Annotated in this window: 13 protein-coding genes and 1 pseudogene; 5 read left to right on the forward strand and 9 right to left on the reverse strand. The window is 64.1% G+C overall.

Translation table 11 applies throughout. The features are described from left to right. Positions 1–240: 240 nt before the first annotated feature. Positions 241–598 (reverse strand): annotated as a pseudogene (locus BM167_RS18965) (type II toxin-antitoxin system PemK/MazF family toxin). Between the two features lie 331 nt (positions 599–929). Next, entirely contained in the window at positions 930–1574 is a 645-nt protein-coding gene (locus tag BM167_RS12980) for a helix-turn-helix domain-containing protein (RefSeq protein WP_092893153.1), read from the reverse strand. A gap of 86 nt (positions 1575–1660) precedes the next feature. Between BM167_RS12980 and hutU the strand changes: the two genes are divergently transcribed. From hutU to arcD, 5 genes are all read left to right on the forward strand, one after another. After that, entirely contained in the window at positions 1661–3403 is a 1743-nt protein-coding gene (gene hutU, locus BM167_RS12985; RefSeq protein WP_092893154.1) for a urocanate hydratase, read from the forward strand. Next, on the forward strand, positions 3400–4314 hold the full coding sequence (gene hutG, locus BM167_RS12990; protein ID WP_092893155.1) for a formimidoylglutamase: 915 nt from the start codon (positions 3400–3402) through the stop codon (positions 4312–4314). Before hutU ends, hutG begins: the two co-directional genes overlap by 4 nt. Then, positions 4311–5528: an imidazolonepropionase gene (gene hutI, locus BM167_RS12995; protein WP_092893246.1), complete on the forward strand. Its 1218-nt coding sequence runs from the start codon at positions 4311–4313 to the stop codon at positions 5526–5528. Before hutG ends, hutI begins: the two co-directional genes overlap by 4 nt. Next, the gene (gene hutH, locus BM167_RS13000) at positions 5521–7095 is read left to right on the forward strand and encodes a histidine ammonia-lyase (RefSeq protein WP_092893156.1); all 1575 of its coding nucleotides are present in this window, start codon (positions 5521–5523) and stop codon (positions 7093–7095) included. Before hutI ends, hutH begins: the two co-directional genes overlap by 8 nt. 606 nt (positions 7096–7701) lie before the next feature. After that, positions 7702–9177: an arginine/ornithine antiporter ArcD gene (gene arcD / locus BM167_RS13005; protein ID WP_092893157.1), complete on the forward strand. Its 1476-nt coding sequence runs from the start codon at positions 7702–7704 to the stop codon at positions 9175–9177. A 419-nt stretch (positions 9178–9596) separates the two neighbouring features. Here the strand turns inward: arcD and BM167_RS13010 are convergent, their stop codons facing one another. From BM167_RS13010 to BM167_RS13040, 7 genes are all read right to left on the reverse strand, one after another. Next, entirely contained in the window at positions 9597–9971 is a 375-nt protein-coding gene (locus BM167_RS13010; protein ID WP_092893158.1) for a Rid family detoxifying hydrolase, read from the reverse strand. Positions 9972–10002: 31 nt separating this feature from the next. Beyond that, positions 10003–10677, reverse strand: coding sequence for a carbohydrate-binding family 9-like protein (locus BM167_RS13015; protein ID WP_092893159.1), 675 nt, complete (start codon positions 10675–10677; stop codon positions 10003–10005). Then, positions 10674–11516 carry an SDR family NAD(P)-dependent oxidoreductase gene (locus BM167_RS13020; RefSeq protein ID WP_092893160.1) on the reverse strand — a complete coding sequence of 281 codons (843 nt, stop codon included), beginning with the start codon at positions 11514–11516 and terminating at the stop codon, positions 10674–10676. The genes BM167_RS13015 and BM167_RS13020 overlap by 4 nt, the downstream gene beginning before the upstream one ends. Positions 11517–11645: 129 nt before the next feature. After that, entirely contained in the window at positions 11646–12812 is a 1167-nt protein-coding gene (locus tag BM167_RS13025) for a mandelate racemase/muconate lactonizing enzyme family protein (protein WP_092893161.1), read from the reverse strand. Positions 12813–12899: 87 nt separating this feature from the next. After that, positions 12900–14045, reverse strand: coding sequence for a hypothetical protein (locus tag BM167_RS13030; protein WP_092893162.1), 1146 nt, complete (start codon positions 14043–14045; stop codon positions 12900–12902). 69 nt (positions 14046–14114) lie between these two features. After that, positions 14115–14960, reverse strand: a complete 846-nt coding sequence (locus tag BM167_RS13035) for a carbohydrate ABC transporter permease (RefSeq protein WP_092893163.1) — start codon at positions 14958–14960, stop codon at positions 14115–14117. Further along, positions 14957–15895 (reverse strand): carbohydrate ABC transporter permease, encoded by a 939-nt coding sequence (locus BM167_RS13040; protein ID WP_092893164.1) that lies wholly within the window; start codon positions 15893–15895, stop codon positions 14957–14959. Before BM167_RS13040 ends, BM167_RS13035 begins: the two co-directional genes overlap by 4 nt. Positions 15896–15901: the final 6 nt, after the last annotated feature.

A 15901-nucleotide genomic window follows, 5' to 3' on the forward strand; every position in this document is an offset into this window, starting at 1 on the left:
ATGCGATGAGGGTACAGCGTGGGGGCCCTTGAATCTACTTACGTGTATGCACCTACACGTAAGTAGAACCCGAGAACACAAATTCTCGCTTCCCAGCCTTTCTCTCCCCGAATATCTGGCATCCAGCGCGCCACACGCGTGAATAAATCATATATAGCTATACAGAATCGCCGTGCTATAGTTGAGACTGCACCCCACATAGAGGGGTTCTGATGCGTGAATTTAGCAGAACCAATCTCCCTAGTGGATTTCGTCGACGAGTGCCGTCACAGCCTCCTCGACGAGATCATTTTGGAGTCGACCTTGCCAGAAGTCGATGTCTTCACGAACAAGCGACTGGGCGCTCCACGGAACGATTCGGCTCTCGTTTGGCATCCCACCGCGCACCCAGTCTCTTCGGGAATGTCGATCAACCCGTCATCCGTGACCTCGTCGTGAGCGTCAGTGCGATATACTGCTCGCCGTGGAACGAACGTCCCTCGCGGTTCGAGAGAATCGCCCACGGACGTGCGTCCTCTGCGCCTTCGGACGGGTCCTCACCAGAGCATCTGGTCGAGAGTACGCGAGCAGCCAACGACCGCTTCGGTGAGGAGGACATGGACAAGTGTTGGAGCACGCCATCGACGAACGAGGCGTTCACTTCCGAGTAACTCGACATCCCATGGCTGAATCCCTACACGCACGGTTCGACCCGACAGAACGTATGCTGAAACGAGCCCAGTCTGAAACGTTCGAGTTCTCACTCTTCGACGGTGACGTTCTCGTTCGCAACGGGGGCTACGCGGATCCAGAAAACCACGAATACAGAGTGCGCTTCGAGGACGGCAGTCCCGCATTCTGTGAGCATCCTGCCGAGGAAGTATATTAGGGACGATGACTGGGCGATTGCGTGAGCGATGTCGTTCTCGTGTGAGAGCGTCCGAGTCGTCCTAGAGATACTCCGCGAACGCGTTCGCGAGTTTCTCCTCGGCGCGTCGCAGGTGGTGTTCTGCCGTCCGTCGCCCGACTCCGACGATGTCGGCAATCTCGCTCGTCGTCGTCTCGCGCGGTATCTCGTAGTAGCCCCGTTCGAACGCGGTCAGAAACACGTCTCGCTGGCGGTCGGAGAGAGTCGGGAGAAACGTACCGACCGACAGCACGGGCGTCTCTGACCTGACGGTCGTCAACTCCTGTTTGGATTCGACCGTCACCTCGTGTTCCGCCGAGATACCGCTGTAGAGCGTCGAAAGGTTCGTGGGGTCGAGTGCGAGAACGCGAACCACTTTCGCTCCGTGTTCGTATCGAAGCGGCGGGAGGAGCAGACAGTCGTTGGCCGCGAGGTGGGCCTCGATATAGTCGTCTCCGTACTCTTTCAGACAGTCCTCGGTGATGACGGTCTGTTCGCCGCCGTTTTCGATCCGTTCGCGGACGCCGACTTTCGACCTCACGTGTTCTACGACGTCCGCTCGTTGCTCGCCGGTGATATGCAGCAGGTCGCAGTGGTCGTTACACCACAGTTCGATTCGGGTGTCGTTCTGCGACGTCGCTCCCGCGTACGGACTGTCGCTTTTGATCCGGAACACCGCCTTGTACATGGGGTCTCGTTCCTCCCGATTATTTAAAATCATTTCCAAAGGGAGAACCCAGCCTATCAGTCTGCCAGCCGATGGTATACGTACGCATGAAACACCAACAGGCGGACGACGACTCGGCGGATGTAGCCGACGGTCCCTCTTCGGAGTGGCTCGACTATCAGGGGTCACCAAGGGGAACGGACATCGAGTGCGAGGGGTGGAGACAGGAAGCGGCGCTTCGGATGCTCAACAACAACCTCGACCCGGAGGTTGCGGAGAACCCCGAGGACCTCGTCGTGTACGGCGGCACGGGCCGTGCGGCCAGAAGTTGGGACGCGTACGATGCGATTCTCTCGGAGCTACGAACTCTCGACGACGACGAAACGCTCCTCGTCCAGTCCGGAAAGCCCGTCGGACGGTTCAAGACGCACGAGCGGTCCCCACGGGTGCTTATCGCGAACTCCAACTTAGTCGGCGCGTGGGACGACTGGGAACACTTCCACGAACTCGAATCGAAGGGGCTCATCATGTACGGCCAGATGACCGCCGGGTCGTGGGCGTACATCGGAACGCAGGGCATCATCCAGGGGACGTTCGAGACGCTGGCCGAGGCGGCCCGTCAACACTTCCCCGACAGGGAGGGCCTCGAAGGGACGATTACGGTCACCGCCGGTCTCGGTGGGATGGGCGGGGCCCAACCGCTCGCGGTGACGATGAACCGCGGCGTGTGTATCGCTGCCGAGGTCGACGAACACCGGATCGACAGGCGAATCGAGACGGACTACTGCATGGAGAAGACGGACGACATCGACGAGGCGATCGAACTCGCCGAGGACGCCGCGGCCGACGGTGAGCCGCTTTCCATCGCGCTTCACACGAACGCCGCCGAGATGTTCGAGGGAATGCTCGAACGCGACTTCGTCCCGGACATCGTCACCGACCAGACGAGCGCACACGACGAACTAGAAGGCTACTACCCGGCGGGACACACCGTCGAAGAGGCCGACGCGCTACGCGAGGCCGACCCCGACCGGTACGTCGAAGAGAGTCTCGATACGATGCAACGTCACGTCGAGGGCCTCCTCGAAATGCAAGAGCGCGGTTCGGTCGCCTTCGAGTACGGGAACAACATCCGCGGACAGGTCGAAGAGCACCGAGGAGTGGAGAACGCGTTCGACTTCCCGGGGTTCGTCCCGGCGTACATTCGGCCCCTGTTCTGCCGGGGGAAGGGTCCCTTCCGCTGGGTCGCGCTCTCGGGAGACGAAGCGGACATCCACCGGACCGACGCCGCCGTCAAGGAACTGTTCCCGGACAAAGAGCAACTGCACCGCTGGATAGACCTCGCACAGGAACGAGTCTCGTTTCAGGGGCTCCCCAGTCGCGTCTGCTGGCTCGGATACCAGAGCGACGACGGGCTGACGGAGCGTGCGCGATTCGCGCTCCGAATCAACGAACTCGTCGCCGACGGCGAGATTTCGGCGCCGGTCGTCGTCACGCGCGATCACCTCGACGCCGGGAGCGTCGCCAGCCCGAACCGGGAAACCGAGGCGATGAAAGACGGGTCGGACGCCGTCGCGGATTGGCCCATCCTCAACGCCCTGCTCAACTGTGCCGCCGGCGCCGACATCGTCAGCGTCCACGACGGCGGCGGCGTCGGCATCGGGAACTCCCTACACACCAACAACCACGTCGTCCTCGACGGCTCCGACCTCGCCGCCGAGAAAGCCCGCCGCGTGTTCACGACCGACCCCGGAATGGGCGTCATCCGGCACGCAGACGCCGGGTACGACGAAGCGCTCGACGAAGCAACGACCTCGAACGTTCACGTTCCGATGCGAGAGGACCGATGAGCCATCTCACTGCACCACCGGATTGGTCGGGGCCGTCGTCGGACCCCGCAGACGAGCAGTTCGGCGACGTCGTCAACGCGACTGACCTCGACGCTGCCGACGCGTTCGACGCGGTCATCGTCGGCGAACCGTACGACGGTGCGGTCATCTCCCGGCGCGGCGCGGCCGAGGGTCCCGACGCCCTCAGAGACGCGCTGGCGGGCGTCAAGACCCACCACTTCGAGACGGACGCGGTCGATAGCGTCGCCGACCTCGGCGATATCGACCTCCCCGCGGGGTCGGTCGCCGAGGTACAGGAGGCGGTTCGGGAGGTCACCGAATCGGTTCACGCGCTCGACGCGCTTCCGGTCTTTCTCGGCGGTGACAACTCGCTGACCGTCCCGAACGTCGCTCCGCTCTTGGACGATTCGAGCGTCGGCGTCCTCAACGTCGACGCTCACCTCGACGTCCGTGAAGTCAGAGACGGGCCGACCAGCGGGACGCCCTACCGCCAGTTGCACGAGGCCGGACTCGATAGCTACGCCTGTCTCGGCGCCCGACACTTCGAGACGAGTACGACCTATCACGACTACGTGCGCGACCGCGGCGGCACGGTCGTGACCGCCGAGGAGGTCGCGGAGAACCTTCCGAAGGCCGTCGACCGGGCTCTCTCCGGGTTCGACGACGTCGACCGCATCTACTGCAGCGTCGATATCGACGTTCTCGATGCGGTGTATGGCGGTTCGAGCGCGCCGACGCCGGGAGGGCTGTTGCCGCGCGAACTGTTCCGACTCGTCCGTCTCCTCGCGGACGACGAGCGAATCGCGGGCTTCGAACTGGTCGAGTGTGCGCCGCCGCTCGATACCGACGGGCGAACCGTCGATGCCGCAGCGCGTACCGTGGCGCACTTTCTCTCGGGGTGGTCGGCGTGACCGACCTCGTCGTCCACGACGCCTCACAGGTCGCGACCCCGACCGACGACAGCGAGTTGGTGGTGATCGAAGACGGTGCCGTGGCGATAGACGACGGTGTCGTCACCGCAGTCGGACCGACCGAGGAGGTCACGCGCGACCATCCTCCGGAAAACGCGACGGACGCCGTCGACGCCACCGGAAAGACGGTGCTGCCGGGGTTCGTCGACCCGCACACGCACGCCGTGTTCGCCGGTGACCGCGCCGACGAGTTCAGCGCGAAACTCGACGGAGCGGACTACCAAGACATCCTCGCGGAGGGCGGGGGTATCTTACGAACGGTTCGGGCGACGCGCGATGCGTCCCGCACCCGCCTCGTCGAGAACCTCCTCGCGCAGTTCGACGTCATGCTCGCTCACGGGACGACGACGGTGGAGGTGAAGTCGGGCTACGGACTCGATGCCGAGACGGAAGTGAAGATGCTCGAAGCGATCGACGAGGCGGCCGGTCGGCATCCGATCGATGTGGTGCCGACGTTCATGGGCGCTCACGCCGTGCCCGAAGACACGAGCGCCGACGAGTACGTCGACCGAGTCGTCGACGAGCAGGTACCCGTCGTGGCGGAGAACGACCTCGCCGAGTTCTGCGACGTCTTCTGCGAGGAGGGCGTCTTTTCGGTCGAGCAGTCTCGCCGCGTCCTCGAAGCCGGGACGGAACACGGACTGAAGCCGAAGATTCACGCCGACGAGTTCGAGCGACTCGGCGGGGCGCAGTTGGCCGCCGACGTCGGGGCCACGAGCGCGGACCACCTGCTTCAGTCGACCGAGGCGGACGTCGAGGCGCTCGGCGACGCGGGCGTGACACCCGTTCTCCTCCCGGGAACCGCGTTCACGCTCGCGACCGACTACGCCGACGCGTCTGCCTTCGAGGCGGCGGACGTTCCGGTCGCGATAGCGACCGACTTCAACCCGAACTGCTACTCACAGAGCATGGAGTTCGCCATCGACCTCGCCTGCAACGGTATGCGCATGACACCCGCGTCGGCCGTCCGTAGCGCGACGGTCACCGCTGCGAACGCCATCGACCGGACGGACGGCACGGGGACCCTTCGAGAGGGAGCGCTCGGCGACTTGGTGGTCGCCGACGTGCCGGACTACGAGCACCTCCCGTACAACTTCGGTGTGCAGAACGTCCAGACGGTCGTAAAGCGCGGGGAGGTGGTCCGCCGTGACTGACGAACCGGTCGTCGTAGACGGGGAGTCTCTCACGCCGGGCGCCGTAGAGCGGGTCGCACGGCGCGGCGCTTCCGTTCGAGTCTCGGAGGACGCTCGCGAGCGCGTTCGCGAGTCGCGCGAGCGCATCGTCGACATCGTCGAGTCCGGGGAAGCCGTCTACGGTGTGAACACGGGGTTCGGTGAACTCGTCCAAGAGCGGATACCCGAGGAGGACATCGAAACGCTCCAGCAGAACCTCGTGCGGAGTCACGCCGCCGGGACGGGCAGCGAACTCGCCTCCGAAGCGGTCCGAGCGATGCTTCTCACTCGACTCAACGCGCTGGTGAAAGGCTACAGCGGCGTCCGAGAACGAATCGTCGACGTCCTCGTGGAGATGATAAACGAGGCTGTCCACCCCGTGGTGAAAGCGAAGGGGAGTCTCGGTGCGAGCGGAGATCTCGCCCCTCTCGCGCACCTCGCGCTTGTCGTCACCGGCGAGGGCGAGGCGACCGTGGACGGCGAGCGGCTTCCGGGCGCTGAGGCGCTGCAGCGGAAGGACATCGAACCGGTAACGCTCCGTGCGAAGGAGGGATTGGGGCTCATCAACGGTACTCAGTTGACCGTCGGGTTGGCCTCGCTTGTCGTCTGTGATGCCGAGCGTGCGATGCGTGCGGCGGACGTCGCCGGTGCGATGACGACGGAAGCGACGATGAGCACGACTGCCAGTTCGCATCCCAGTATCCACAGCGTTCGCCCGCATCCGGGGCAGACCGAGAGCGCGGAGAACGTTCGCCGACTCACCCGTGATTCGGAGATAGTCGAGTCGCATCGCAACTGTGACCGCGTGCAGGACGCGTACTCGCTGCGCTGTCTGCCGCAGGTGCACGGCGCGGTTCGGGACTCGATCCGACACCTCCGCGAGGCCGTCGAGACGGAACTCAACAGCGCGACGGACAATCCGCTCGTGTTCCCCGCCGAAGAGGCGGACGACCGCGCGAGCGGAACCGACCGGGCCGCCGTTCTCTCGGGCGGGAACTTCCACGGACAACCGCTAGCCCTGCGATTGGATTACGTCACGAGCGGTCTCGCGGAACTCGCGTCTATCTCGGAACGCCGGATGGACCGAATGCTGAACCCGAACGTGCAAGAAGAGCATCTGCCCCCGTTCTTGATCGAGGGGAGCGGTCTTCGATCGGGATACATGATCGCTCAGTACACGGCCGCAGACCTCGTGAGCACGAACCGTTCGCAGGGGCGGCCGTCCACGGACAACATCCCCGTCAGCGGGAACCAAGAAGACCACGTCAGTATGAGCGCACAGAGCGCCTACGCCGCGAGAGAGACCGTCGAATCGACGCTCCGCGTCGTGGGTATCGAACTGGCCTGTGCGGCTCAGGCGCTCGATTTCGTGGAGGACTGCAGCCCCGGCGTCGGGACCGACGCGGCCTATCGGGCCGTCCGCGAACGCGTCCCTCACCTCGACGAAGACCGACCGATCCACCGAGATATCGACGCCGTGCTTTCGCTCCTTCGCTCCGATACGTTGCTCGACGCCGTCGAGGCGGCACTCGACGAACCGTTGACGTAGGGGCGAACGCCCGTTCGGGCCTTCGGTAACCCGACAAACTCGACCACGCAGTCGGGCTGTACGGACCGACCCCGACTCCGTGAGTGCTCGTCGAATCCGATTACTTCCGAACGCTCAACGCCCTCGCGGTTCGCGTCCGGACGACAGATATATCTGTACATTTTTAAATATCCGACGCACAGAATCACCGGAACCCGACGTACCGTGGTCTCTCTGTGCGAAGGAACTGTAGAAACCGAGATACCGTGCTGGATACACTGTGAGGATTCAACAGCACGATTTTCGAACCGAACGTCCCTTCGAAATCCACGCACACCGAGGCTAGCATTTAAATCCCTGTCCAAATGGAAACCTTTTCTATTTGCAGCTATCTATGGTGATTGTTCATAGACGTATGATACACGGACGTTGTGCGGGTGCCCCGATAAGTCGCGTCGTAGCGTGCCCACGGAGACGAGAGCTATCACCGTCTCCAGAACGACCGGGCGACGTATCCCGTCCGCCAGAACGAGCGGTCGGATCGGCTGAGAGCACTCAGCCAGTCCGTCTTCGGCCACCGTCTGTCGGCATCGTCGCCTCAGACGTCGCTATCGACGGGGCGCGCTGATGGTCGGATTCGAACCCCGTCTGTTCGACGATATCGACCCGGCCGAACGCCCCTCGCTCGCGGCGGCGTTGGTCCCGATTGCGGGGATGATCGTGTTCCTCAGCGTCGGTATCGTCGCCTTCGATCTGGACCCTCAGTTCCCGCTGTTTTGGGGCATCGCGTTCACCGGCCTGTTCGCCCGTTACCACCTCGGACTGTCGTGGGCGGATCTGTACGAGGGCATCTCGGACGGCCTCCTGATGGGCATGAAGGTCATTCTCATCATGTTCACGGTCTACGCCCTCATCGCCTCGTGGATTCACGCGGGGACCATCCCGAGTCTCATGTACTACGGGCTGGATCTGTTCACTCCCGCGGTGTTCCTCCCGGTGACGGCCGTCCTCTCGGCTGTGACCGCGTTCGCGGTCGGGTCGTCGTGGACGGCGGCCGGGACGCTCGGTGTGGCTCTCATCGGCATCGGGTCGGGACTCGGCATTCCCGCACCGATGACCGTCGGCGCTATTCTCAGCGGGGCCTACACGGGCGACAAGCAGTCGCCACTCTCGGACACGACGAACCTCGCTGCGGCGGTGACGAACACCGACCTGTACGAACACATCAACGCGATGCGGGCCGGGACGCTCACCGCGTTCGCGATTGCGGTCGCGTTGTACGCCGCCCTCGGTTTGAGCGCCGCCGGAGATATCCCCGCCGGGCGCATCGAAGCGATTCAATCGGCCATCCAAGGCGCTTACACCGTCTCGCCGGTCGTTTTCTTCCCGTTGATTCTCACCTTCGGGCTCGCGCTGTACGGCATCCCCGCGCTTCCCGCCCTCGGGGCGGGTGTCTTCGCTGGGGTCGGCACGTCGATACTCGTTCAGGGGTCCGGATTCGGCGCGGCGTGGGCGACCGCACAGTCGGGAACCGCTCCCGAAACCGGGATGGAACTCGTGAACGGGCTACTGCAGAGCGGCGGTCTGATCGGCGGCGCGTGGATCGTGACGATAGCCATCGCCGCCCTCTCTCTCGGTGGGATGCTCGACCGGACTGGCGTTCTCGCGGTTCTCGCCCATCATCTCGGACGGCTCTGTCACGGCGTTGCGAGCCTCACCGGCGTCACCGCGCTTTCGGCAATCTCTATGAACATCCTCGCGGCCGAGCAGTACGCGAGCATCGTCGTGCCCGGGATGACTCTCGGAAACCTGTACAACGAACAGGGACTGGAGACGAAGAACCTCTCGCGCGCTATCGAAGCGTCGGGAACCACGACGAGTGCGCTCATCCCGTGGAGCAGCGGCGGACTGTTCATGGCCGGGACGCTCGGGGTGCCCACGCTCGAGTACGCTCCCTACTACTTCTTCGGCTTCCTCTCGCCGCTCATATTGCTGGTCATGGGCCTGACCGGCTGGCAGATCACGTTCAAAGACAGCGCCGAAACCGCGGGGCAACCGTCGCCGACCGGTGGCGTCGAATCGGCGGCGCCGGGCGAGGACTGATACGAACCGCTGTCCACAGAACCTCTCTGAACTCAGGTAGCTCACCTGCGAGTCGATTTTCAATCTCCTCACGCCGACGCGATTTTCCCCAAGCCGAGGCTGACGGCCTCGAACTGCGCTCGATATATAGAAATTTACAAACTGCATAGCTCTCTTTGTGTCTACCTTCTGGTCGCGGGATTTATATCTCGGTGCTGGCATCGGTAGGTCTCTGGCTTGCCGTTGTACAGGAAAAGTAACCCCACCTCTTTCGTAGTTATCTTCTTTCGAAGTCGTCTATATACACTGCCGACTAGACGCCGATGACGGCATCGATGCCTCCGACAGCCACCGCGGTTTTGCCCGAAATACGTAGTTCGGATCTCGTCGCTATCGAGGGCGCGCCGGCTGACTGGCCGCCGTCACCGCGAGTCCACCGGTCACACTCGGGCGACGACTTCTATCTCCACGCGTATCTCTATCGGGAGTCGCGACACTTCGACGGCCGCCCGGGCGGGGTACGGTTCGCTCATGTACTCGGCGTACACGTCGTTGACCGCCTCGTAGTCGTCCATGTCGGTGACGTAGACGTTCGCCTTCACCACGTCGTCGAGCGACGCTCCCGCGGCCTCCAGAATCGCGGAGACGTTGTCCAGCGTCTGTGCGGTCTGTTCGCTCGCGTCGTCCGCGACGACGTCGCCCGTTTCGGGGTCCACCGGTCCTTGGCCCGATACGTACACGCGGTCACCGTCTTTGATACCCTGGGAGTACGGTCCGAGCGCACTCGGCGCGCTCTCGGTCTCGATTTCCTCCATATCTCGGCTATCTCACAACTCGCCATTGAATCTATCGCTCGTCCGGTGCCCGTCCGAAGACGAGTTCGCCGAACTGCGACGGCCGATGGAAGTCCGGAGTCGGCGCATCGACGGGATTCCACGTCGCGTACAGCGCATCGCCACCGTCGCCGAGACGGTGGAAGTTCCCGCGCCAGACGGTCCCCTCCTCGGGGGAGGTCGGAACGCCCGTGAACGCCCGAAGCGTCTCGAACGGGAGGGCCGCCGCGACCCACCACCGACCGACGCCCGAAGACCCCGTCATCGAACCATCGACGGACGTGGCGACGCGAACCGAGTCGGCCAACTCGGGCGATATCAGCTCTCTGTCGTCTCTGTCGGGGCCGAACCCGAGACGGAACGCGCCGACGCAGTTGACCTCGAAGTTGACGTAGTGGGGTCGCCGACCCGGTTCGAGCGTGGCGAACAGTTCCACGCAACTGTCCTCCCACACCGGGCCGTTCAGTTCGCTCGTCTCCGCGCGGACGCGGTCCTCCTCGACGCGGTACTGGAGGTAGAGGGCGTCCTCGTCGTACAGCGACCGAACGACCGCAGACCGCTCCGCATCCGACGGTCCCCACGGGAACTCGTCGATTTCGACCGCCTCGGCGGCCTCCCACGGCGTCCCCTCGACGACGCCGTCGAGCGGAACGGTCTCGTCGACTCGGACGACCCGACACCGCTTCATCGCTCGGTCGGTGGCTCGTCGGCTTGGTAGATTTCGTTCTCGAACGAGGTGGGAAGTCCGACCGTGAGGCCGCCGTCTACGACGACGTTCTCGCCGGTGATGAACCCGGCGCGTTCGGTGGCCAAAAAGAGGGCGGTGTCCGCGACTTCCTCGGGGCGACCGAAGCGCCCGAGCGGATACTGGTCGAGCCAGCGGTCGCGCGCGCTCGTCCCCTCAGAGCGTTCCTCCGTGCTCTCCATCTCGTCTCTGCGGTTCTGCGTCTCGATGGTCCCCGCCGAGATGACGTTCGACCGGACGCCGTGTTGGCCGTAGTGCGTCGCGACGTTGCGCGAGAGGGCGAGAAGGCCGCTCTTGGCTTCGGAGTAGCCGGTCAGCCCGATACCGAACAGACCGTTGACCGAGCCGATGTGAACCATCGACCCGCCCCCCGACGCTATCATCGCCGGAAGCACCTCGCGAGCCACCAGGTACGGCCCCTTGAGGTTGAGTTCGAGCATCGACTGGAACTCGGACTCGTCGCAGCGATGCAGGAGGTCGGCGGACTCGACAGAGCCGCCGGCGTTGTTCACCAACACCTGAACGCCGCCGAACTCGTCGATTGCGGTGTCGACCAACTCGCGGACGTCCTCCGCGTCGGTCACGTCGCACTCGACTGGGACGACGCGCCCGTCGTGTTCGGCCGTAATCTCCTCTGCGACCGGTTCGACGTCGTCGTAGGAGCGAGCGCAGATGGCCACGTCACCCCCCGCGGCGGCGAACGTCGTCGCTATCTGACGGCCGATACCTCTGGACGCGCCGGTGACGATTGCCGGGCGGTCGGCTAGAGAGAGCTCGATCATGCAACTTCCGGTACTCGGGTGGGTGTAAAGAAGATTCCCCTCGCCGGTCGGGTCGGCGGACGTTCCCGCGACGGGACCGACGGCTGGCGGACGGAGTCGCTCGACGCTCGCGTCTCTGTGACTCCTCTGTCAGACTCGGTACGCTTCGACGGCGTCCATATCGACGTCGATGCCGAGACCGGGGTCGCTCGGGACTCTCATTCGCCCGTCGGTGAGTTCGAACGGCTCCGCGATTACGTCGCCCTCCCACGCGTAGTAGGTGGTGTCCGGCGGGAGCGAGAACCCCGGAAGCCCGTGGACAGCGTGGAGAATCGCCGCGGTTCGGACGCCGAGGTCGAACGCGCAGTGGTGCGTGTACGGGACGCCGGCGTCCTCGACGATGGCGGCCTGTTGTCGGAGACCGGCGATGCCGCCCGCGGGGGTCAAATCGAGGACGGCCACGTCCATCGCTCCCGCGTCGATGAGCGACCTGAGGTTGTTCGGGATGTAGGTGTCCTCGTTCGGGGCTATCGGCTGTCGAAGTCGCTGTCGGAGCGTCGCGAGCGAATCGTGCGCGTTGACCCGGATGGGTTGTTCCATGTACTGGAGGTAGATTCCGGCGTCTTCGAGGGCGGCCCCGACGCGGACGGCTTGGTCGAGCGACCAGCCCTGATTGGGGTCCAGTCGGAACTCGAGTCGCCCCTCCACTTCGTCGTGCATCGCTTCGATGCGGGCGACGTCCTGCTTCCAGTCGCGCCCCGCTTTCGTCTTGAGGACGGAAAACCCCGCATCGAGCGCTTCGCGCGCCTTGACCCGCGACTCCTCCGGGGAGAGGATGCCGAGACAGAACGCGAACTCCACTTCGTCGCCGGACGCGGACTCCGCGTTCGCCGCGTCGGCGTTCATCGCCGCCGTCTGCTCGGGGGCGGACGCGCCGCCGAGAAGTTCGTGGACGGGCTTTCCGAGCGCTTTGCCGGCGATGTCCCAACACGCCGTCTCGACTGCGGCGAAGAACAGTTCGACGTTGGTGTACTCGATGAACACCTGCCGCCGGAGGCGTTCGAGTTCGAACGGCGACTGTCCCGTTATCAACGGACCGACGCCGTCTTCGATGATGGCCTCCGTCGCCGCGGCGGAGAGAAAGGTTCGCATCTCCCCCCACCCCGAGATGCCCTCGTCCGTATCGACGCGGACGAGGACGCGTTCCATCGACTCGACCTGTCCGTGGTTGGTGACGTACGGTCCGATACCGAGGCGTTCGTCGAGTTCGATCAGCGGTACGTCGACAGTCATCGCAGACACGTCTGTTATCTGCATGGCTCTGGGTGGTGTGTGCGGTGCAAAGAAGGTACCGCCTGGGCGAACGGCGACTCGCGTCTCGGCTCTCGGTTCGGAGTCGTCGCCTCACCGAGTCGCCGACGCTATCCAGTCGAGCGACCGTTCGGTGAGGAGACCGTAGTTGTAGAAGGACACCCGCGGGACGCCGACGTCGCGCAGTCCGTCGACGATATCGACCACCGTCGCCTCGTCGTGGACGGCGGGGTGTCCGGGGAGGACGCCGACGTGAATCGGAACGTCGGGCGCGAGTGTTTCGACGGTTCGGTAGGCGTCGAGGACGTCCGCGCGGGAGGACTCGTAGGCCGGAACGCAGTAGTAATCGACGTGCTCTGCGAGGCGTTCGAGGTCGGCCCCGGCCATCCACTCCCGCCCGGGGTCGGGCATCCCGGCGTAGTAGCCGAGAGGCGTGTCGCCCGCGGCGGCGGCGATGTCGGCGTACAACTCGGCGAGCGATTCCTCCCGGAGGTCGACGTAGTCGGCGACGGCGGGACGAGAGCGAAGCCACCGTTCCGGGTCGAGTTCGTGCGGGATGCGGTCGGCGACGACGTCGTCTACGGTCGCCGCGGCGGTTTCGCGGACCGCTTCGGCGTCGATTCCCGCGTCCGCCGCGGCGTCCCGGCAGTGGTCGCAGAAACACAGGCCGAACAGAAACTCGCCGAGGGACCCGAGGCGGGCGTGAATCTTCTGGTGGTGCCAGCCGAACCCGGTGCCGTAGAAGTAATCGAACGTCTCCAACTCGATTCGGTCGAACTGCTCGCGAGTGGCCAGATCGGAGACGAGAGCGACGAGGTACTCTCGAACGTCGGGCGCGGTCGGACAGAGACCGAAGACGAGGTCGTCCCCGTGGGGGGATTCTATCGCGACGTCCGGGTTCGCCATTCCCAGTCTGGAGTTGTGACAGCCGACCGTCCACGACGTGAGCGAGATGTCCGTGTCGGCGAGTTCCGCGGCGATATCGTCGGTCCAGTCGCCGTCCATCCCCTCGTAGGGCGTCGGTTCGAGGCGTCCGTATCCGTCGTCGGGCCGGAAATACGAACTCGCGTGCGCGAAGTGCGTCCGACGTTCGGGGTTGTGCGGTGCGAACGCCTGCACGGAGTGGTAGTTCGTCGCCAGATTCAGTTCGTCGACGCCGATACCGCGGAGACGGTCGGCGACTCGGTCGGGCCCCTCGTCACGGACGTCCCAGGGGTACCCCCAGACAGCGAAGTCCATGCGCTCCGTTCGCGCCGTATCACGTTAATTTTCCGGGGCGCCGAACCGAACGAGGAGTCGAGGAGTCCGTTACTCCTTGACCGCCCCGGCCGTCATGCCGGTGACGATGTACTCCTCGAGGAACGCGAAGAGTAGCAAGAGCGGGAGGATGCCGACGACGGAGACGGTGAGCATCATCCGCCAGTCGGTCTGCAGTGCGCCGACCATCGAGAAGACGCCGCGCGGGACGTTGTACTTCGCGTCGTCCGTCAGGAACGTCAGGACGAACAGCAGCCGGTTCCACGCGTAGAGGAACGTGTACGTGATGCTGGCGACGAGCGCCGGTTTCGTGAGCGGCAACACTATCTTCGTGAGTATCTGCAGTTGCGAGGCGCCGTCGATGCGAGCCGACTCCTCCAGCGACACCGGGATAGTCTGGAAGTAGCCGTACAGCATCCAGACGTTGAACGGCAGGGTGAATGCCGCCGCCGGGATTATCACGGCGAGATAGCTGTTGAACAGCCCGAAGCTGGTGATGACGTCGAACAGCCCCACGATGAGAACCACGGGGGCGAACATCTGCACGACGAGTACCGCTAAGAGGAACGTTCGCTTCCCCACGAAGTCGTTGCGCGCACACGAGTACGCGGCCGGAATCGCGAGCAGCAGGGTGAGCGCGACGGTTCCGAGAGAGATGAGGAAGCTGTTGGCTATCCAAAGCAGCACGTCAGTCTGGGTCCACACCGCGAGGTACGCCTCGAACGTCGGATCGGCGGGAAAGAGCGCCGGCGGACTCGCGAACATCCCCGTCTCGGTCTTGAGCGTGCTCGAAAACATGGTGTAGAACGGGAACATCATGAGTCCGAGCAGGGCGATGAGGACGCCGTAGACGCGGACCTTTCGGAGTCCGGACTGCTCGTGACCGGCGAGCGTCACAGTTCCTCACCTCCGCTGGTGTAGGTCCGAAGGTAGATGACGGCGAACACGAGGAGGAACGCGAATCCGATGACGCTGTAGGCGGCGCCCTCGCCGAGGTTGCCGTTTTCGAGCCCCACCTGGTAGATCCAGATGACGAGCGTCGACGTCGAGTTTATCGGTCCGCCGCCGGTCATCGTCCAGATGACGTCGAAGCTGACAAACGTCCAAATCGTCGAGAGTAGCGTCGCGATGAGGATGACCGGCTTCAACTGCGGGAGCGTGATGTAGCGGAACTGGTGCCACTTTTCGGCGCCGTCTATCGCCGCCGCCTCGTAGAGTTCCTGGGGGATGGACTGCAGTCCGGCCAGGAAGATGATAGCCATGAACGGCGTCCCTATCCACACGTCGGCGGCGAGGACGCCGAGCCACGCGATGTCGGGGTTGCCGAGGATACCGATGCTTTGCTCTATGACGCCGAGTTTCAACAGGACGGCGTTGAGGTAGCCGTACTGCGGGTGCTGTATCCACCGAAACACCACGGCGGAGATGGCGTAGGGGATTCCCCACGGGATGAGAAACGCCGTCCGGAAGAACTTCCGTCCGCGTATGTCGTTGTTGAGATGCACCGCGATGAGAAGCCCCAACAGCGTCTTCCCGAGGACGCCGAGGACGACCCAGCGACCCGTCTGCCAGAGCAGTTGATAGAAGATGTCGCTGCCGATGATGCTCTCGTAGTGCTGGAGGCCGACGTACGTCTCGACGACCGAGTTAGCGGGCGATTCGTACAGCGACAGTCGGAACGTCTCGAATATGGGGTAGCCGACGACGCTCAGCAGGAACAGCCCCGCCGGTGCGATTAGCAGGTAGGCGCGCCGGTGTCGCCACAGGTACGTCAGACCGCGTTCGAGACGCGAATCGGGTGGAGAGTCGGTGTATTGTTCTGCGAGGCCCATGGCCAG

Source organism: Halopelagius inordinatus, assembly GCF_900113245.1.
GTDB lineage: Archaea > Halobacteriota > Halobacteria > Halobacteriales > Haloferacaceae > Halopelagius > Halopelagius inordinatus.